Genomic DNA, 18962 nt, shown 5'->3' with positions numbered 1-18962 from the left:
CGAGGGGGTTTTACAATCCCGGCCGCGTGGAGCGGTCGCGTGAGCAATTAGCTCTCTGATATTCTTGAATTTTCCCAGCAAGAAGCGGTCCGGAGCTCTTTCGAGCGCGCAGTTCGCGTCGCCGGGATTCCAAATGTTCTTCTTTTGTTCTTGACGCAATGCAACTCAGTTGAGGCGCCGCCGCTGGGCGATTGCGGCGTTCACCTGATGAACCTGGCGCTCGAGGCGGTGCAGTTCGTCCTCGGAGATGCCGTCGCGGACCAGGAGGTCCACCAGGTCTTCGATGGCCGCCGCCCTCTCTCGGGGCGGCAGGATCGCGATCCTCGTGAGCGTGGCATCTTCCATGGCGGCGCTTCCATTGTCTCAGTTCGGGCAGGCGACGGAGCCGCCAGCAGCTTTCGTGCCGAATGGCGCGCCCGGCTCGCGCGGCGGCGGCCGTGTGGTAACAAAGCCGCGACGGAGACGCGGCGAGGACGCGGGGTGGGGCGGCGCTTGGCGGGGACTGGGGGCTGAATGGCGGGGCGGCTGGCGATCTTCCATCCGCCGGGGGTGCTGGAGAGCCGGGAGAACCCGTTCGGCAAGGACGTGGCGAACCTCGAGCTCTACCGGGCGCTGGCGCGCCATGGCGGCTTTGGCCAGGTCGACCTCTTGAGCTTGCTCCCGTCCGATGAAACCGCGCTGCGCGAAGCGCTGCTCGAGGGCCGCCCCGCCGAGACGCGCATCGTCGGCGGCTCGGCGCTCAACACCGCGATCTGCGCGCAGGCGGGCGCGCTGCTGCGCGGCCAGCCCTACCTCTACGAGCTCAGCTGGCTCCGCCGGCGCGGGCCCGGAGATGCGGCCTACAGCCTCCTGGGCCTGGCGCACACGATCGGGCCCCCGGCCGTCCGGCAGCTGATCCTGAACGCCTCGCTCGGTCCGACCCATCCGTGGGACGCCATCATCTGCACCTCGCCCGCGGTGCGCGACGCCCTGGCGGCGCTGTTCCAGACCTGGGGCGGCCACCTCGCCGAACGCACCGGCGGCCACGCGCCCCGGCAGCCGATGCTGCCGATCGTGCCGCTGGGGGTGGACGGCGCGGCCCTTGCCGCCCGCGCCGATCGTCCGCGGGTGCGCGCCAGCCGCCGCGCGGCCCTCGATGTCGCTGAGGATGCAGTCCTCGTGCTGTGGCTGGGTCGGCTGTCGTATTTCGAGAAGGCCTTCCCGCAGCCGATGTTCCGGGCCTTGCAGCGCGCCCACGGCCTTGGCGGGAAGAAGCTCCACTTCGCGATGGCCGGCTGGTTTCCGAGCGAGCCGGACCGGGCGCGCTATGAGCAGGCCGCCGCCGCCTGCGCGCCGGACGTGCCGGTGAGCTTCCTGGACGGCAACGACCGCGAACTGCTGGGCGAGCTGTGGGCGGCGGCCGACATCTTCCTGTCCCTGGTCGACAACATCCAGGAGACGTTCGGCATCGCCCCGGTGGAAGCGATGGCCGCGGGCCTGCCGGTCGTGGCGAGCGATTGGGACGGCTATCGCTCCACGATGCGGGACGGCGTGGAGGCGATCCTGGTCCCGAGCCTCGGCGGGCCGGCCGGCGGCCTCGGCTACGCCATGGCCCAGCGCCACCAGATGCTGCTGGACAGCTACCAGGCCTACGTCGGGGCGATCGCCCAGCACACCGCCGTGCACGTCGGCCGCGCCGCCGAGGCCCTGGCGGCGCTCGCCGGGGATCCGGACCTGCGCCGGCGGATGGGCGCGGCCGGGCGGGCGCGGGTCGCCGAGGCGTTCGACTGGCCGGTCGTCGCCCGGCAGTACGCCGCCCTCATCGACGAGCTCGCGGCCATCCGCGCGGCTGCGCCGCCGGCTGCGGCGGCGATCCGCGGCGATCCGGCGGCGGGGGACCCTTTCGCCGACTTCGCGGGCTTCGCCACCCAAGCTGCGAGTCTCGATCTGCCGCTCCGCGCGTCCCCCGGCCTGACCGGCGCCGACGTGCTGGCGACCGCGGAGACCGAGCTCGATCGGGCGTTCCCCGCCTGGCGCGGGTCCCTGGAGGAAGCCGCGCAGGCGTTCGAGCTGGTGGCGCTGGGCCGGGCGACGAGCGTCAAGGAGGTGCTCCTGGCGTTCCCGCCGCAGCGGCGTCGCGCGGTCGAGCTCTCCGTCATGTGGCTGGCCAAGCAGGGGTTCCTCGACTGGCTCGCCTGACCGGCATCCATTCGCTGCGCCCATGCGTTCCTCCGCTCGAGCCTCCGGCGCGAGGCGAGCTATCGAGAGGAGACAAGAACATGCGCCGCACTCTGTTGGCCGCCGTCGGCCTGGCGCTCGCCGTATCCTCGGCGGCGCAGGCGCGGAGCGGCTGCGAGGCCTACGCGCACAACCGCAGGGTCACCGGCACGGTGGTCGGCGCCCTCGGCGGCGGCCTGCTGGGCAGCGCGGTGGCGGGCCATGGCTCGAAGGGCACGGGCGCGCTGGTGGGCGCGGGACTGGGCGCCGTGGTCGGCAACAACCTGTCGCGGGTGAGCTGCGACCACAGAGCCTACTACCGCCGTCACCGGAGCCACTACGCCCGCGCCCGGACGAGGGCCGCGCCGGCCTACGCCCGCTATCCGCGCTACGCCTCCAGCTACAGGGCCGGATCGTGCCACTATGTGAGCCGTCCCTACTACGACCAGGCCGGCCGCCTGGTCTATGCGCCGATGCAGGTCTGTGAGTAGCGCGATGCGCAACCTTCAGCTGATCGCCGCGGCGGCGCTGGCGGGCCTGGGTCTCGCCGGCTGCAACGCCAACCGTGGAGCCGGCGTGAACGGCGTGTGCAAGCCCTTCACCACCGCCAACGCCCAGACCACCGCGCCGGCCGCGGCCACGACCGTTCCCGGCGCCGCGCCGCCCGCCAATGCGCCGGCCGATCCGGCGGCGATGCTCGACGATTGCCTGCATCGCTGGGGCTACACGCTGGCGGCCTCGACCGACCCCGCCAACTTCGTGGCCGACGCGACGCTGGCGGCGTGCGGCTCGCAGCTGGCGGGCTGGAACCAGCAGACGCTGACCTCCGGCGCTGGCGGCGCGCCGAACGGCGGGGCGGTGGAAGCGCCCAGCCTGATGAACGGCCAGAACACCAATCCGCTCGCCGAGCGCTACAGCTTCGCCCAGGGCCGGGCGCTGTTCTATGTGGTGCAGGCCCGCGCCGGGAAGTGCGCCCCGCCGCCGGCGGCTCAGACGAACACCGCCCCGAACCGCTCCTGAGCCGCTCCCGACGCCGCGGCGCCGCGGCGCTGGACCCTGCCGGAAGGTCGTGGTTGAACGCGGCCGATGTCCGCCCCCGCCGCCGCCCGCAACGCCCTGGTCAGGCAGCTCGCCCGGACGGTGTGGGGCATCCGCGAGCGGGTCCTCGACCGCCCGAAATCGCGCGCGGTGCTTCGCGCCATGGGCCGCCCGGCCATCTGGCTCATGCACCGCACCGCCGGCAAGGCGCCGCCGGCGCCGCCCGTCGAGCCGGCGGGCGAGACGGTCGTCCACCTCCCGCTCGACTACCGCTTCGCGCCGCTCGATCCGCCGCCTCGGCTGGCAGTGCTGATCCACGCCTTCTACCCGGAGGTCCTGGATGGGATCCTCGAGCACCTGGAGCGGATCCCGGTGGGCGCGGACCTGCTGGTCTCGACCGACGTCGCGTCGAAAAGCCCCGTCATCGAGCAGCGCCTGAAAGAGTGGTCCGGCGGCCGCATCGTCCTGCGCGTGACGCCAAACCGCGGGCGCAACGTCGCGCCCCAGCTCGTCGGCTTCGCTGACCTCATCGCGGACTACGACCTGCTGCTCCTGCTGCACACCAAGAAGTCGCTGCACTGGGACGCGCTGGCGGGCTGGCGCGGCGCCATGTTGCGCGATCTCCTGCCGCCAGGCGACGCGATCGGCGGGATTCTAGAGGCGTTCCGGCGGCTGCCGAGCCTCGGGATGATGGCGCCCAGCATCTATCCGCCCACCCGCCGCCACATGGTCTGGGGACCGAACTTTGCGGCGTGCCGCGAGCTCGCCGAACGGCTCGGCGTGGCGCTGGCGCCGGACAGTCCGCTCGACTTTCCCGCGGGGACCATGCTCTGGGCGCGGCCCAAGGCGCTCAAGCCGCTGCTTGATCTGCATCTTGGCTTCGGCGATTTCGAGCCCGAGGCGGGGCAGAAGGACGGCACCCTCGCGCACGCGCTGGAGCGGCTGCTTTTCCACTCCTGCGAGCTGGCCGGTTTCAGGTGGGCGCGGGTGCGGGCGGGGCTGGACGCCGTCTGGCCGGAGCGGTTCCTGAGGGCCGATTCGCCGCACGCGCTGCGGCGCTGCGTCACCGACCTCGGACGCACCCTGCTGCTGCCCGGGCGACCGCCCGATCCGGCGCACGCCGAGGATGTGGACGCGCCCGCTGATCCGGAGACGCGCAAGGCGGCCTTCCGGGCGGCCTGCCGTGAGGAGCTCGATGCGTTCCTGGCCGACGCTGGGCGCCTGCGGCTGCCTACGGCGGAGAAGCCGGAGGTCTCGATCCTGCTCGTGCTGTTCAATCAGGCCGAGCTGACGCTCCAGTGCCTGCGGTCGCTGCGCTTCGCCCTCGATCGGCCGAGCGAGGTGATCATCGTCGACAACGCTTCCTACGACCGCACGAGCGAGCTGCTCGAACGGCTCGAAGGGGCGAGGATCGTCCGCAATGCGGACAATCGCCATTTCCTGCGGGCGGTGAACCAGGCCGCCGCCCTGGCGACCGGCGAGGCGCTGCTGCTGCTCAACAATGACGCACGCGTGAGGCCGGGCTCCATCGCCGCCGCCCGGGAGGTGCTCCGCACGGAGCCGGACGCGGGCGCCGTGGCGGCCCGGATCGTGCTGCTGGACGGCACGCTGCAGGAGGCCGGCAGCGTCATCTGGCGCGATGGGGCCTGCGCGGGGATCGGCCGCGGGGCCGATCCGGAGGCGCCGGAGTTCCAGTTCCGCCGCGACGTCGACTATGGCTCCGGCGCCTTCCTGATGATCCGGCGTTCGGCGTTCGAGCAGCTGGGCGGCCTCGATGAGGCGTTCGCGCCGGCCTACTACGAAGAAACCGATTTCTGCATGCGGCTGCGCGAAGCTGGGATGCGGGTGGTCTACGAGCCGCGCGCGCTGATCTGGCATTTCGAGTTCGGCAGCGCCTCCAGCGCCGAGGCCGCCCTGTCGCTGCAGCGCGAGCATCACCAGGTGTTCGTCAGCCGCCACCGGACGACGCTGCAGTCGGCGCATCGTGAACGGGGCGCGCCGGGGCTCGAGGCGCGCATGCGCTCCTCCCAGCGCCGGCTGCTGATCGTCGAGGACCAGGTGCCTTACGCCGACCTGGGCGCCGGCTATCCGCGGGCGCTCGACCTGATCGGCGCCGCCCGCGCGGCCGGCTGGTTCGTTACGCTCTACCCGACCGTCTACCCGGACGCGGACTACGCGACGGCCTACGCCGCCGGGCTGCCGCCCGAGGTGGAGATCGCCGCCGAGCGCGGCGCGGCGGGGCTCGCGGCGTTCATGCACGAGCGGCGCGGCTACTACGACGCCGTGATCGTCAGCCGACCGCACAACATGAAGGTCTTCAAGGCGGCGCTCGCCGAGATGCGTCCCTTCATTCCCCCCGGCCGGTTGATCTACGACGCGGAGGCGATCTTCGCGGCCCGCGACGGCGCAGGCCTCCCGCAGGCCGAGAGCCGGGCCGCGCTGCGAGCCGAAACCGCCTTGGCCAAGCGCGCCGCGGCGGTGCTGGCCGTCAGCGAGGCCGAGGCCGCGCAGTTCCGGGCCGCAGGGGTCGCGCGCGTCCGGGTCCTGGGCCATGCGGTGGAGGCGCGGCCGACCGCGCCCGGCTTCGCGGCGCGGCGCGACCTGCTGTTCGTGGGCGCGCTCGACGAGGACCATTCGCCCAACGCCGATTCGCTGCGCTTCTTCGTGGACGAGGTCGCGCCGCAGCTGGACGGTCTCATCGGCAAGGATTGGACGCTGTGGGTCGCCGGCCGCAACGGCGCGGCGGGCGTGCAGTCGCTCGCGGGCGACCGCGTGCGCCTGCTGGGCCGGGTCGCGGACCTGAGCGACCTCTACGCCAAGGCCCGGTTGTTCATCGCGCCCACCCGCTTCGCGGCGGGCATCCCGATGAAGGTTCACGAGGCCGCCGCCCGCGGGCTGCCGGTGGTCGCCACCTCGCTGCTGGCCCGCCAGCTCGGCTGGGCGGACGGCGACGCCCTGCTGGTCGCCGACGACGCGGCCGCCTTCGCCGAGGCCTGCGCGCGGCTATACGCCGATCCGCAGCTCTGGGCGCGGATTCGCTCAGGCGGGCTCGCGGCGGTCGAGCGGGACTGCTCGCCGGCGCGATTCCGCGCCACGGTTGCGGAGGTGCTGGAGGCCGTGGCTGCGCCTCGTCGCTAGGCGGCGAGCAGGTCGTCGAGCTTGCGGATGTCGGCCACCGGTGAGGCGATCCCGCCCTTGAGCCGCATCACCTTGTTGCAGTAGAGCCTGAGAAGGTCGGTGTCGTGCGAGGCCAGCACCAGGATCCCGGCCCGCTCCACCAGGCTCAGCAGCCGCTTGTGGGCGAGCTTCTGGAAATCGGCGTCGCCCACCGCGATCCACTCGTCCATCAAGAGCACGTCGGCCTCGACGGCGGTGGCGGCGGCGAAGGCGAGCCTCGCCTGCATGCCCGCCGAATAGGTCTTCACGGGCATGGAGAGGAACGGCCCAAGCCCGGTGAACTCGGCGATCTCGTCCATCCGTTCCTCGATCTCACGCGCCGAGAGGCCGGCGATGCGGCCGCGCAGGCGGATGTTGTCGTAGCCGGTGGCCGCCGGGTCGACGCCGAGGTTGAGGTCCAGTAGGGCCGCGATGCGGCCGTGCACGTCGATCGAGCCCTCGTCCGGCTCATAGGCTCCGGAAAGCGCGCGCAGCAGCGTCGTCTTGCCCGAGCCGTTGTGGCCCACGAGGCCCAGCCGGTCGCCGGCCTTCAGCTGCAGGTTCAGGTCGGAGAGCGCCGTCACCTCGGTGGCCCCGGCCAGCGACGAGCCCAGGCGCCCGCCCACAGTCACCCGCGCCAGGTGCTTCTTCAGCGACTTGGCGTCCACCCCGTAGACCGGGAAGCGGACGGTGAGGTTCGAGACCGAGATCGAGACCGGATGGCTCATAGGTAGTGCACGATCCGGCGCCGGGTGCGGGTGAAGATGGCGAAGGTCACCCCCCAGCCGGCGAGCGCCATCAGGGCGAGCATCAGGTAGCTGTGCGGCTCCAGCTGCTTGCCCAGCAGCGGCGCCCGGACGGCCTCCACCAGGTGATAGAAGGGGTTGAAGTCCAGCACGAAGCGGCTGGAGCCCAGCCGCTCGGGCAGCCAGAAAACCGGCGTGAAGAAGATCGCGAACTGCATCAAGGACTGGACGATCTGCGGCACGTCGCGGAACCGCGCGGAGAAGATGCCGACCAGCATGGCGGCCCAGGCAGAGTTCGCGACCAGCAGCACGAGCCCGACGGCGGCGGAGGCGACGTCGGCCTTCCGCCAGAAGCCGTAATAGACCAGGACGGCGACGATGATGACCATGTTGTGCGCCAGGTTGATCAGGTTCCGAAGCACCGTGCGCCAGACGAAGGTGAACATCGGCAGGCTGGTCTGGGACAGGATCCCCGCCGCGCCCACGAAGGTGTCGCAGCCCTCGGTCACGGTGCCGCTGATCGCGCCGAAGAAGACGATGCCGAGCGCCACGAACGGGATGAAATCGGGCACCGCCACGTTGAGCAGCTTGGCGTTCAGAAGCCCGATGCCGGCCACCATCAGCCCCATGGAGAGCGTGATCCAGAACGGGCCGAGGATCGAGCCGCGATAGCGGGCCACCACGTCGTGCGAGGCGAGCGACCAGGCGAGCCCGATCCGCTCGACGGAGCTCCTGAGGTCCCGCAGCGCCATGTTGACCTGGAACAGCGCGCCGCGCTGGCCCGTCCGCAACATGTGGGTGGCGGTGTCCATCAACACTCCCCGCGAAGGCGCCGGCTGGTATCAGGCGCCGATTCGCCGCGCAAGGCGGCCGCCTTGCCGCCTTCACGCCTCGTTGCCAGTTGATGGGGGCGTGCTCAAGGCGTGGCGCTTGCGGCCTTTTGCCAGCCTCGCGCCTTCCGTGTTAGCCCGATGGCGAGGCATGGCTGGAAGCGGATGACGTCCATCGACCAGATCGCGCGCGAACCTCCGTCGCCCGCCGGCCGGCGCAGGACGTCGCCGGCGGTCAGTCCCAGCCTTGAGGGCGCCGGCGTCTGGCTGGTCATCCCGTGCTACCGCGTGAGGGCCCACATCCTGGATGTCGTCGCCAAGACCCCGCCGTGGGTGGAGGGGATCGTCTGCGTCGACGACGCCTGCCCCGAGCACACCGGCGACTTCCTGGACGCCAACGCCAAGGACCCGCGGGTCGCCGTCGTGCGGCTGGCGAAGAACCAGGGCGTGGGCGGGGCGACGCTCGCCGGCTACGCCGAAGCGGTGCGGCGCGGCGGCCGGATCCTGGTCAAGGTCGACGGCGACGATCAGATGGACCTGGGCTACATGAGCCAGCTCGTGGCCCCGATCCTGCTCGGCGAGGCCGACTACGCGAAGGGCAACCGGTTCACGTCGGTGAGCCACCTGCGCGCGATGCCGGCGGTCCGGGTGTTCGGCAATGCGGCGCTGTCGTTCGCCGCCAAGCTGTCGACCGGCTACTGGAACATCTTCGATCCGACCAACGGCTACACGGCCATCGAGGCCACGGTCGCCAACCTCGTGATGCAGAAGCGGGTCTCGCGCCGGTTCTTCTTCGAGACCGACCTGCTCTACCATCTGGGCACCCTGCGCGCGGTGGTGCGCGACGTGCCGATGCCGGCCCGCTACGCCGGCGAGGTCTCGAACCTGCGGATCGGCGCGATCGTCGGGCCCTTCGCGCTCAAGCACCTCCGCAACTTCGTGCAGCGCGTGCTCGGGCAATACTTCGTGCGCGAGTTCAACGCCGCCAGCCTGGAGCTGGTGTTCGGCCTGTTCGGCATCCTGTTCGGCCTGGGCTACGCGGCGCACTACGTGGCGACGCGCGTGCCGGGCCAGGTCGCCTCGGCCGGCGTGGTGATGGCCGCGGCCCTGCCGATCATCCTGGGCGCGCAGTTCCTGCTGCAGGCGATCAACTTCGACGTGCTGAACGCGCCCAACCGGCCCATCCACCCCTACCTGCGGACCGTCCAGCGGCTGGAAGCCGGAGAGCCGCTCCCGTGAGTCCAAAGGACATCGCGCTCTGCGCGAGCGTGGCCATCGCCCTGCCGCTCGGTCAGAGCCTGTTCAAGTTCGCGGCCCTCTACGACCAACGGCTCTCCGGGCCGATCGTGATGCGGCTCGTCGCCAACTGGCCGCTGATGGCGGCCCTGGCGTGGTACGGCCTGGCGGCGATCCTGTGGTTCTACGTGCTGACGCGGGTGCCGCTGTCGACCGCCTACGCCTTCTCGCTGGTCGGCGCCTGCCTCGTGCCGCTGGTCGGCTGGATCGTCTTCAAGGAGCCGGCCAGCTGGCAGATGGGGCTCGGCTACGCGCTGATGACCGTGGGCTTCTTCCTGGTCCTGGCGCGGCCCGGCCTCTGAGGAGCCGGGGCGGCCAGCGCCGTATCGATGGCGGCGCGCACCGATTCGTAGGGCGTCCGGAACATCCCCTCGTAGTGCAGCCGCCCGGCATGCGGGCGCTCGCCGATGCGCTCGGCCGAAAGCGTCTGGGCGGCGAAGCCGCCGCGGACCAGGAAGGTCAGGAACATGGCGGGCCAGAGCCCCAGCCAGTTCCAGGTCTGCGAGGGGAAGAACCGGACCGCAGCGATCCAGGCGAGCCATTGGTCCAGGCTCAGGCCTACCCGGACCTCCGGCCCGTTCTCCGGGATCGGCGCGCAGGCGCGGTAGAGCGGCCCCAGCGGCCAGCGGCCGTTGTAGAGCCCGAACTGCTGGACAGGGACGCCGCCGCGTTCGGCCGCCAGCCTCACCGCGAGCGCCGCGCAACCGTCGTGATCCGGATGGCCGCCTTCCCAGGCCGGCGTGACGAACCGCGTGATGGGCGGCAGTTGGCTCAGCGCCTTGCGCAGTTTGGCGAGGGCGATGTCCAGGCCCTTGACGACTTCCCCGTCCAGCACGCCTGAGCCGGCGCCCACATGGATCGTCCGGCCCGGCGCGAAGCCGAGGCTGGCCAGGAAGGCTTGTGTCTCGGCCCGTCGCCGTGCGGCGGTCCGCCCGTCGCGATAGTCGGCGACGTAGAGGAACCAGCAGGCCTCGCCGGCGGCCCTGGCCTGCAGGATCAGCGGCAGGGCGCAGTACTCGTCGTCGAAGTGCGCCAGGAGGAAGGCTACGGCCATGGCTTCGCAATCCCACGCCGGCGCGACGGCCTCAATAGGGCTTCTCAGCCGTCGCGGCGCGACATATCGCAGGGGCGGGTCAGCGGGGACGAGCATGCGCAGCGTCAGCTTCAGGTCGGAAGCGGGGGTTACGGCCGGCGTCGGCGCGCGGGCTGCGGCCTGGCTGGCGCTCGCCGCGGGCTATGGCCTGATGCTGTGGCAGAACCTGCCCGGGCACCTTTCGGTCGATTCGGTGATCGAGCTTCACGAGGGCCGATTCCACGTCCGGGAGACCTGGGGCCCCGGCATCTTCCCGTTCATCCTGGGAATCTTCGACCGTATCGCGCCCGGGACCGCGCTCTACGTGATCGTCGGCGCGCTCCTGCTCTACGGCGGCTGGGCGTTGTTGCCGCAGTTGCGGGGCCGGGCGTCCTGGTGGTTTCCGCTCGTGGCGGCGGCCGCAGTGCTCACGCCCAACATCCTGATCTATCAGGGAATCGTCTGGCACGACGTGTTGTTCGCCAACGCCGCCATGGCCGGCTTTCTCTGTCTCGCCTTCGCCGACCGCGACTGGCAAAAGCCGCGCCGCCCGTGGGTTCGGCTCGCCCTCTCGGTCCTGCTGCTCGCGGCGGCCGGGCTCCTTCGGCAGAACGGCATCGTCGTGCTCGCTCCAGCCGCCGCGGCGGTGGCCTGGATCGCGCGAGGGGGCGGCCGGCGCCGCGCTGCGGCCTGGGGCGGGGGCTGGTTCCTGGCCGTGGTCGCCGCCACGGCCGTGCTCTCGGTCACCGCGCTCCCTCAGGGCCCGACCTTCGAGAAGGCGGACGCACAGGGCATGCGCGTGCTCGAGATCTATGACCTCGCGGGGGGGCTGGCGCGCGATCCCCGTCTGCCGCTGCCGCACATCGCGCAGGTCGACGCCGCCACCGCCGCCGCGCTCAGGGCCACGGCGCCCAAGTTCTATTCGCCCCAGCGGGTGGACTTCATCGACCAGGTGGAGCGGTTGCAGCACCGCCTGGTCCGGCTGCCCTCGCGGGCCATCTTCGGCGATTGGCTGGACATGGTCCTGCACCGGCCGGACCTCTATCTCGCCCATCGCATCCAGGCGTTCCGATGGGTGTTCGCGACCCCGGTGATCGATCGCTGCCTGCCCGTCTACCTCGGCATCGACGGACCCCCGCAGGAAATGGCCGAGCTCGGCCTGGAGAAGGTCTGGGGCGACCGGGATCAGCGGCTCTACAACTACTCGACCTGGTTCTACGACACCCCGGTGATGTCGCACGTGGCCTATGCGGTGCTGGCGCTCGCCCTGCTGATCCTGTTCGTCGTCCGGCGCGGGCCGGCCGACGGTCCGATGGCCGCGTTGCAGGCGGCCGGCCTGGTGTTCGCCGCCAGCTTCTTCCCCGTGTCGCTGGCCTGCGACTACCGCTACCTCTACTTCCTCGACGTGGCCGCGCTCACCGGCCTGCTCTACTTCGCGGCCGATCCGCGGCTGCGGGGACCGGAACGGCGCGCGCCGCCGGCCTGACGCCGGCGCGTGGTGTAGCGCTCGATCCAGGCGCGGGCGAGGTCCAGCCGGGGCATGCGCGCCTCGATGAAGCGATAGAGCGAGAGCTGCCGCCCAAGCCCGAAGCTCCTCACCCGAACATACTGGAACAGCCCGCCGACCAGCGCCTCGATCTCGCGGGCGGTGTTGACGTGCTCGTGACGCATGAGATCGCCGTAGTCGAGCCCGTGGCGGAGGCGGAATTCCAGGCCGGTGGTCAGGCCCCAGCCCAGTCTCCACAGCAGGCCGCCCTCGGCCGGGATCGCCGCCCGGAAGACGCCGTCCGCGCTCAGCATCTGGGCCGAGCGCGCCAGAACCAGCGGCAGGTCGCAGATGTGCTCGAGGGCCGCGACGCTGGTGATCCGCTGATAGCGCGCGTCGCGGGGCGCCTCGGCGATATCGGCATAGGCGCGGCGGATGCGGCCCCGCTCGGGCGCATCGGCGAACAGCTCCGCGAACGGCTCGACGATGTCGTAGGGGGCGGTGAACGGCTCGTATCTCAACTGATTCAGCGTGCCCGCGCCGAGTTCGAGGGTTGCGCGCGATGCGCCCCCGGCGACGTCGCGGGCCACCTGCCGGTGCATCCACGCCTCCAACCACTGCGACAGCGAGGCGGCGGTCGTCTCGCCGGTACGGTTCGCCTTGTACTGCAGCGCATAGATCTCCTGGATCGCGGGCGGCAGCGGCGGGCGCAGCTTCGGATAGCGCGCCAGCAGAGACTCGAGACGGTTCGGTCGGCTGGCCATCGGCGTACTCTCCTCATGGCGCGGCGAGCGCCGCGTCCAGCTCGGCCTCGGCTTCATCGACCGCGCGGAAGAAGGCCCTCAGCTCCGCTTCGAAGTGTTCGCGCTCGCGCGCCGCAGCCTCCCGCAGCTCGCCGAACTGGGCGCGAGCATACGCCAGTTCCGCGCGTGTCTCCCGCAGCTCGCCGCGCAGCTCGTCAGCCTCCCGCGAGGTCGACGAGACCAGCGGACCCATTTCCTCGGCCCGCCGAACAAGCTCCTGCGTCGCGCGGGCGAGCGGCGCGGGATCCGGCGGCTGGTCGGCGGCGGCCGACTTGAACCAGGCGTAGACCTCGGCGGTCAGCTCGCCAGCCCAGCCGAGCGGGCGCAGGCTCCCACCTCCTTCGTTGTGCCGCAGAGACGGCGAGAGGAAGCGGTCGATGGCCTTGCCGGCGCGTTCGGTGAGTTTCGGCAGCGCCGCGCCATGAGCGGCTTCGATCCGCACCGCTTCGGCCCGCCAGTCCGTGAGCAGGGCGTCGTAGGACACGAAGGCTCGCGGCAGGTCGCGGCTATAGGCTTCCGCCGCCAGCATGTACGAAGACCACAACAGCACCGACTTCTGCGGCGGGAATCCGTTCCTTCGCTCGAGCGAACCAGCCACCGCCAGCGGGTGGCGCACCGGGATGACACAGCGCGCGCCGATCTCCTGGTCCGCCAGAACCGTTCGCCAGAACGGCAGCAGGATGCTGACCCTTGGATCCTTCAAGAGCGGATGGGCCGCGCCGGCATACTCCTCCTCGAAGAGCGTCGTGGCGCGGTTCACCCAGGCGCGCTCCGCGCGCCGGCCCAGGGGCCGGAACGGAAAGCCGAAGACATCCTCCCACGCCCCGCCGGCGGCTCGCAGGCGCTCGTCGTTGAACAGGGCGATCTTCCACGGCTCGAAGTAGCCCTTCGCGTTGTGCTCGTCGCCGGGCATGAGGTTGTTCGGCAGCTCCGCCCCGGCGAGCGCCAGCAGCTGCGCCGCGGCCGAGGTGCCGGACCGGTGCATTCCGAGCACCAGGTAGGCGGTTCGCGGCGGATCGGAGCTAGCGGCCTTGTCCGGGGTCATCTCACGTGCGGGTCGGGGCGGCGGCGCGAGCGCCTTGCTTAGGAGCCGCCGCCGATGGTCGCAAGCGCCGTGGGACGGTTGATCGGCCGGGACAACTGTTGCACACGATCCGTCACGCCGCCGCCCAGGATCTATCGCGCATGGCCGTCAAGGCGCCACCCGAAGACGCGCAGCAGATCGTTTCGCTGGCCCTCGACGCGGCGTTCTATCGCACGATCTACGCCGATGCGCCCGGGGCCGCCCGCGATCCCCTCAAGCATTACGTCGAGCTAGGCTGGCGCGAGGGACGCGACCCGGCGCCGTGGTTCTCCACGCGGCGTTATCTGGACGCCTATCCGGAGATCGCCAACGCGCGCGTCGATCCGTTTCTCCACTACCTGCGAGAAGGCCGCCGGGAAGGCCGCGACGTCTTCCCGTCCGACCACGCAGCCCGTTACTTCACCCCGCAGCTTCGCGCGGGACGCGCGCCGGCTTGGAGCCTTGAGGCCCTGTTCGAGCCCGGATCGCAGGCGGCGCCGTCGGCGCCGCGGGTCAGCGAGGAGGACCAGGCGCTGGCGGCGACCGATTTCGACGCCGACTTCTATCGGGCCGCCAATCCCGACGTGGGCGGCGACGACACGGAAGCGCTGAGGCATTTCCTGGCGCACGGCTGGCGGGAGGGGCGCGATCCGAACGCCCGATTTTCCGTCAGGGACTATCTCGAGCTCTACCCGGATATCGAGGCGGCGGGGATCAATCCGTTCGTGCACTTTCTCCGCGCCGGCCGCGGCGAGGGCCGCCAGCCGCGCCATGCAATGGGGTTCCGCTACCGCATCCTGGCCGACCTTGCGCCGATGGAGGCGCGCATCCGCGGCGCGGCCGAGGCTTCGGCGCGCGTGCGGGCGGGCTCAGCCGCCGCGCTGCGAGCGGCGCTGGCCGCCTCGCGCACCGGCCTGGCGGGTCTGCACGTCACCTTCAGCCACGACGATTACACGGCCACCGTCGGCGGGGTTCAGGCCTGCCTGCAGCGGGAGGCGGCCGCTATCGCAGATCTCGGGCGAGACCATCTCCACGTCCATCCGGCGGCGCCGTGGCCGCTGCTGCGCGCCGGCGAGCGCGCGCCGCTCGGCCTGGTCTGGAACGGGTCCGCCATCGGCGCCTATCGGCCGCAGACCATCGCAGGCGTGCTGCGCGAGCTGGTCCGCAAGGCCCCCGCCGGGCCGAAGTCTTTTGCGCTGCACAACCTGCTGGGCCACGCCGTCGGGGAGGTCACAGCCATCCTCGACGCCCTCGGCCAGCGGCGCGGGTACTTCTGGCTGCACGATTTCGCGAGCCTCTGCGCGGGCTTCCACCTGATGCGCAACGATGTGCAGGACTGCGCCGCCCCGCCGCCTGAGAGCTCTGCCTGCGGGATCTGCGTCTATGGGCCCTGGCGCGCGCGGCATCTGGCCGAGCACCGGGCGTTGTTCGAGGCGCTTCAGCTGACCGTCGTCAGCCCCTCGCAGACCACGCTCGAGTTCTGGCGCGCCGCCTGGGCGTTCCCCGCCGATCGCGAGGTCGTGCTTCCGCATGCGAGGCTGAAGGCGAGGGGACCGGCCCTCACAGGCGGAGCCCATCCCTTCCGGCTGGTCTTCCCGGGCTTGCCTGCGGCCCACAAGGGCTGGCCCATCTTCAAGGAGCTCGCCCTCCGGTTCGAAGGCGATCCACGCTATGAGTTCCTGCACCTCGGCGCGCTGCCGGCGCGGGGGCTTCCGATCGATTTCGTCGAGACGGCGGTCACGGCCGAACGACCGCGCGCCATGCGCCAGGCGCTGGAGGCTAGCGAGGCCGACGCCGCGCTGATCTGGCCGCTCTGCCGCGAAACCTTCTCCTTCACGGCGCACGAGGCGGTCGCGGCGGGCGCGGCGGTGATCACCAACCCGGACAGCGGCAACGTCGCGGCCTTCGTCAGCTCGGGGCGGCATGGCCGGATCCTTGCCGACGAGGCGGCGCTGGTCGCGGCCTTCGAAAGCGGCGAAATCCTCGCGCTCACGCGAGGCGCGCGCAAGGCGCGTCTCTACGACCTCGCCTACAGCCGCATGACCGCCGAGCTGCTTGCGGCGGAGGCGGCGCCGTGAAGGTGCTCTGCTACTCCAGTTTCACCTTTTCCTATCTCAACCGCGCGCGGGTGCTGTTCCAGACTCTTCGCCGGTTCCATCCGGACTGGGAGCTCGTGGCCTTGGTCACCGACCAAGCCCCGGCCGGCTTCGTCTTCGATCCGGACGCCGAGCCGTTCGACCGGGTGGTCTGGGCGCAGGAGCTCGGCGTGCCCGAGTTCCAGAGCTGGCTGTTCAAGCATGACGTCGTCGAAGCCTGCACGGCGGTGAAAGGACCATTCCTCCACCAGGCCTGTGCGTCCGGGGCCGAGGCCGTGATCTATCTCGATCCGGACACCGCCCTGTTCGCGCCCCTCGATCCGCTGCTCGCCTGGCTCGAGGACCACGACATCCTGCTGACGCCGCACCTCGTCGATGCGAACGATGCGGCCGCCGCGATCCTGGACAACGACCTCTCGGCCTCGCGGACGGGCATCTTCAACCTGGGCTTCGTCGCGATCCGCGCCGGCGGGGAGGGCGCCCGGTTCGCCAAGTGGTGGAACGAGCGCCTGCTCGACTACTGCTTCGACGACATCCCCAACGGCCTGTTCGTCGACCAGCGCTGGTGCGACCACGTTCCGGCCTTGTTCGACAGGGTCAAAGTCGTCCGCGACCCCGGCTACAACGTGGCGAGCTGGAACCTCTCGCGGCGCACGGTGACGATCGGCAAGGACGGAGCCATCCGGGTGAACGGTGCGCCGCTGCGCTTCTGGCATTTCACCAAGCTGGGCCCGCTCGGCGACGCGATGACCAGGAAGTACGCCGGCGCGAACTTCCCGGTGTACGAGGTGTGGAGCTGGTACAAGCGACAGGTGGCCGCCGCCACCGATGCCGCCATCCCCGAGCGGTGGTGGGCGTTCGGCGCCTACGCCGACGGCGCACCGATCGAAGCGGCGCACCGGCGTCTCTACCGGACCCGCAGCGATCTCCAGGCGGCGTTCCCTGAGCCGTTCGCCTCCGGCGGCGGGAGCTACCAGCAATGGCTGGACCAGAACGTCGCGTGAGCGGCAAGCCGGCTCGGCTTGACACTCCAAACGCCGCGCCGGAGACAAGCACTCGGGCGAAGGGGGCTTCCGCGGTGTCCGATTCCGAGTCGTCGAGCGGCGCGGGGGCGGCCGCGGCCAGGCTGCTGGACAAGGTCCAGACTGCGGCCGGTCGGCTCGTGCAGTCCCGCGCCATCGCCCAGCAGGCGCAAGTGCGTGAAGCGCTCACCCGCACCGAGCTCACCCTCGCCCTCAACCAGGCGCTGATCGGACGCGCGGAGGCGCGGGCCCGCCTGCGCGTCGTCGCGTTCGACGCTTACCGCGCGAGCCGCCGCCCAGGGCGGCTGCGTCGCCGGGGCAAGCTGAGCCGCAATTTCGAGCAGTTGCTTGCCAGGCTGGGCGCTCCCGGCAAGGCGCTGGTGATCGCGCGCGCCGGCGTGTGGCGCGGGACCGGGCGCTTGCTCTTCGACTTGCGGCACATGGCCGCCTACGCGCGACGTGGCGCGCACCCGCAAGTCCCGCCGCCCGCGCTGTTCGACCAGGCGTGGTACCTGGAGACCTATCCGGACGTCGTCGCTGCCGGGGCCTCGCCTCTGGCGCACTATCTGCTGGAGGGGGGCGACGACGACCGAAGTCCGCATCCGCTGTTCGACGTGGCTCACTACCGTCGCGAGAACGGCGCGGATCTGACGGCGACGGGCGTGACACCGCTCGAGCACTTCGTCCGGCGCGGCGCGGCGCTCGGGCGCAATCCGCATCCGCTGTTCGACATCGCTTATTACATCGCCCAGTCGCCCGACCTGCAGCCCGGCGAAGACCCCTTGAGCCATTATCTGCGCATCGGCTGGACCCGCGAGCTGGCGCCGCACCCGCTGATCGATCCCGCCTGGTACCGGCAACGCGCGCCGCGCGCCGCGCGCCACCTCCCGCCGCTGCTGCACTATGTCGAGGCGGGCTGGCGGCAAGGCCTGTCGCCGCACCCGCTGTTCGACCCGCGCTGGTATCTTGAGCAGAACCCCGACATCGCCCAGGCCGGCGACGAGCCGCTGAGCCATTTCCTGTTGCACGGGGCGGCGGAGGGCCGCAGCCCCAGTCCGTGGTTCGACCTGCGCCATTATCTGGCGGTTCGCGGTGACGCTCTCGCCCCTGGCTCCAATCCGCTGATCGATTACCTGCAGGGCGGCGCCTGGGCGGTGGCGGAGCCGCGTCCCGGCTTTCCGACGGCGGCCTATCTCGCCGCCACGCCGGAGCTGGTGCGCGACGGGATCACGCCGCTCGAGCACTGGGCCCGCCGGCAGGCGGGCTGAGCCGGCGCTCGACGCCGAGCGCCTCGAGCTGACGCCAGATGTCCCGATAATAGCTCGGCACGTAATGAAACGGACTCAGGCCCCACCGGTGCGCGTCGTCCGCAATCCGGCTCTCCGGGGCGGCCACCTCCGCCATCGGCGGCATCAGCGTCCGGAACTCCGCTTCGTAGCCCTCAAGCAGCCGATTGTGCGCGCGTAGGTCTGTTTCCCGCCCGGGCAGGATCTCGACCGTCGGCAGCGCGCGCTCGCGGCCCGCGCGGTCGCGGCGCATCGGCGCCCATCGCGCGGAGTGCAGGATGAGGCGGGCGTCCTTCAAGGGCGTAGCCCGCACGAAGGCGGCGAATTCGGCCGCGCCGCCCGTCCAAAGCCGTTCGCAGGCCGCAGACAGCCGCGGGATGGATCGTGCGGACCTGAACGCCGGCTGCGCCAGGTAGCCGCTGACCTCGAGCTCCCAGCTGTGGGTGGCGATCGCGCCGTCCGCCGAGACGAGGTCGAATCTTTCGTCGATGAAGTCGAAGATCAGGTGCGTCGGGCGGAACGCGACGAGCGCCGCGAGCGCCGTCTTCTGCAGGTCGGCTGCGAGCGCCCGATGCTGGTGCCGCTTCAGGCCGCCCGGAGGCGTTCTTGCGGGCCGGAAGCGGCGGATCGGGGTGGAAAACAGGCTCGGCAGGCTGGTCCGCGACACATAGAGCAGGCCCTCGGGGTCGCCACGGATCGGCCACAGATCACGGGTTATGCAGCTGCCGATGATGGCGATCCGCGACATGTCGGCTCCCTCGCGCTCCGCGGCGCGGAGGCGGTCACCGGGCCTCTTAGCACGGCCGCCGGCCGTGCGCGCTACGGCGCCGGCGCGACCTCTTGGCCAAGTGATTCGTCGCGCCATTGACTTC

17 protein-coding genes are annotated in these 18962 nt (G+C 71.3%); 10 read left to right on the top strand and 7 right to left on the bottom strand.

Annotation, left to right across the window (positions count from 1 at the left end):
• Positions 1-165 precede the first annotated feature (165 nt).
• Positions 166-345 (bottom strand): hypothetical protein, encoded by a 180-nt coding sequence (locus tag Q0W60_RS04705; protein ID WP_297693060.1) that lies wholly within the window; start codon positions 343-345, stop codon positions 166-168.
• Between the two features lie 168 nt (positions 346-513).
• On the opposite strand from Q0W60_RS04705, the gene Q0W60_RS04700 reads away from it, so the two are divergent.
• The 4 genes from Q0W60_RS04700 (at position 514) to Q0W60_RS04685 (ending at position 6372) form a co-directional block, all read left to right on the top strand.
• Positions 514-2178 (top strand): glycosyltransferase family 4 protein, encoded by a 1665-nt coding sequence (locus Q0W60_RS04700; protein WP_297693058.1) that lies wholly within the window; start codon positions 514-516, stop codon positions 2176-2178.
• A gap of 80 nt (positions 2179-2258) precedes the next feature.
• On the top strand, positions 2259-2687 hold the full coding sequence (locus Q0W60_RS04695) for a glycine zipper 2TM domain-containing protein (RefSeq protein WP_297693056.1): 429 nt from the start codon (positions 2259-2261) through the stop codon (positions 2685-2687).
• Between the two features lie 4 nt (positions 2688-2691).
• Positions 2692-3216, top strand: coding sequence for a hypothetical protein (locus Q0W60_RS04690; protein WP_297693053.1), 525 nt, complete (start codon positions 2692-2694; stop codon positions 3214-3216).
• A 66-nt stretch (positions 3217-3282) separates the two neighbouring features.
• Positions 3283-6372: a rhamnan synthesis F family protein gene (locus Q0W60_RS04685; protein ID WP_297693051.1), complete on the top strand. Its 3090-nt coding sequence runs from the start codon at positions 3283-3285 to the stop codon at positions 6370-6372.
• Here Q0W60_RS04685 and Q0W60_RS04680 read toward each other — a convergent pair.
• Both Q0W60_RS04680 and Q0W60_RS04675 read right to left on the bottom strand, forming a co-directional pair.
• Positions 6369-7118, bottom strand: a complete 750-nt coding sequence (locus Q0W60_RS04680) for an ABC transporter ATP-binding protein (protein WP_297693049.1) — start codon at positions 7116-7118, stop codon at positions 6369-6371. The genes Q0W60_RS04685 and Q0W60_RS04680 overlap by 4 nt on opposite strands.
• On the bottom strand, positions 7115-7948 hold the full coding sequence (locus Q0W60_RS04675; RefSeq protein ID WP_297693047.1) for an ABC transporter permease: 834 nt from the start codon (positions 7946-7948) through the stop codon (positions 7115-7117). Before Q0W60_RS04675 ends, Q0W60_RS04680 begins: the two co-directional genes overlap by 4 nt.
• 183 nt (positions 7949-8131) lie before the next feature.
• Here Q0W60_RS04675 and Q0W60_RS04670 point away from each other — a divergent pair, with 183 nt between their 5' ends.
• Together Q0W60_RS04670 and Q0W60_RS04665 are read left to right on the top strand one after the other, a co-directional pair.
• Positions 8132-9205 (top strand): glycosyltransferase family 2 protein, encoded by a 1074-nt coding sequence (locus tag Q0W60_RS04670; protein WP_297693045.1) that lies wholly within the window; start codon positions 8132-8134, stop codon positions 9203-9205.
• Entirely contained in the window at positions 9202-9564 is a 363-nt protein-coding gene (locus Q0W60_RS04665) for an SMR family transporter (protein ID WP_297693043.1), read from the top strand. The genes Q0W60_RS04670 and Q0W60_RS04665 overlap by 4 nt, the downstream gene beginning before the upstream one ends.
• On the opposite strand, the gene Q0W60_RS04660 is transcribed toward Q0W60_RS04665, so the two are convergent.
• Positions 9510-10316, bottom strand: coding sequence for a PIG-L family deacetylase (locus Q0W60_RS04660; protein WP_297693041.1), 807 nt, complete (start codon positions 10314-10316; stop codon positions 9510-9512). The genes Q0W60_RS04665 and Q0W60_RS04660 overlap by 55 nt on opposite strands.
• A 94-nt stretch (positions 10317-10410) precedes the next feature.
• Here Q0W60_RS04660 and Q0W60_RS04655 point away from each other — a divergent pair, with 94 nt between their 5' ends.
• Complete coding sequence (locus Q0W60_RS04655; protein ID WP_297693039.1) at positions 10411-11820, top strand: hypothetical protein; 1410 nt, start codon at positions 10411-10413, stop codon at positions 11818-11820.
• On the opposite strand, the gene Q0W60_RS04650 is transcribed toward Q0W60_RS04655, so the two are convergent.
• Both Q0W60_RS04650 and Q0W60_RS04645 read right to left on the bottom strand, forming a co-directional pair.
• Positions 11763-12584 (bottom strand): hypothetical protein, encoded by an 822-nt coding sequence (locus Q0W60_RS04650; RefSeq protein WP_297693038.1) that lies wholly within the window; start codon positions 12582-12584, stop codon positions 11763-11765. The genes Q0W60_RS04655 and Q0W60_RS04650 overlap by 58 nt on opposite strands.
• Positions 12585-12597: 13 nt before the next feature.
• Complete coding sequence (locus tag Q0W60_RS04645) at positions 12598-13668, bottom strand: hypothetical protein (RefSeq protein ID WP_297693036.1); 1071 nt, start codon at positions 13666-13668, stop codon at positions 12598-12600.
• A gap of 140 nt (positions 13669-13808) precedes the next feature.
• On the opposite strand from Q0W60_RS04645, the gene Q0W60_RS04640 reads away from it, so the two are divergent.
• The 3 genes from Q0W60_RS04640 (at position 13809) to Q0W60_RS04630 (ending at position 18072) form a co-directional block, all read left to right on the top strand.
• Positions 13809-15764 (top strand): hypothetical protein, encoded by a 1956-nt coding sequence (locus Q0W60_RS04640; protein ID WP_297693034.1) that lies wholly within the window; start codon positions 13809-13811, stop codon positions 15762-15764.
• A complete protein-coding gene (locus Q0W60_RS04635; protein ID WP_297693032.1) occupies positions 15761-16786 on the top strand; it encodes a hypothetical protein in 1026 nt (341 codons plus the stop codon). Before Q0W60_RS04640 ends, Q0W60_RS04635 begins: the two co-directional genes overlap by 4 nt.
• A 74-nt stretch (positions 16787-16860) precedes the next feature.
• Complete coding sequence (locus tag Q0W60_RS04630; protein WP_297693030.1) at positions 16861-18072, top strand: hypothetical protein; 1212 nt, start codon at positions 16861-16863, stop codon at positions 18070-18072.
• On the opposite strand, the gene Q0W60_RS04625 is transcribed toward Q0W60_RS04630, so the two are convergent.
• Positions 18032-18838, bottom strand: coding sequence for a DUF6270 domain-containing protein (locus tag Q0W60_RS04625; protein ID WP_297693028.1), 807 nt, complete (start codon positions 18836-18838; stop codon positions 18032-18034). The genes Q0W60_RS04630 and Q0W60_RS04625 overlap by 41 nt on opposite strands.
• Positions 18839-18962: the final 124 nt, after the last annotated feature.

The sequence above is a fragment of the Phenylobacterium sp. genome, assembly GCF_025934275.1.
Taxonomy (GTDB): domain Bacteria; phylum Pseudomonadota; class Alphaproteobacteria; order Caulobacterales; family Caulobacteraceae; genus Phenylobacterium.
This window is presented reverse-complemented; position numbering and strand designations above follow the sequence as displayed.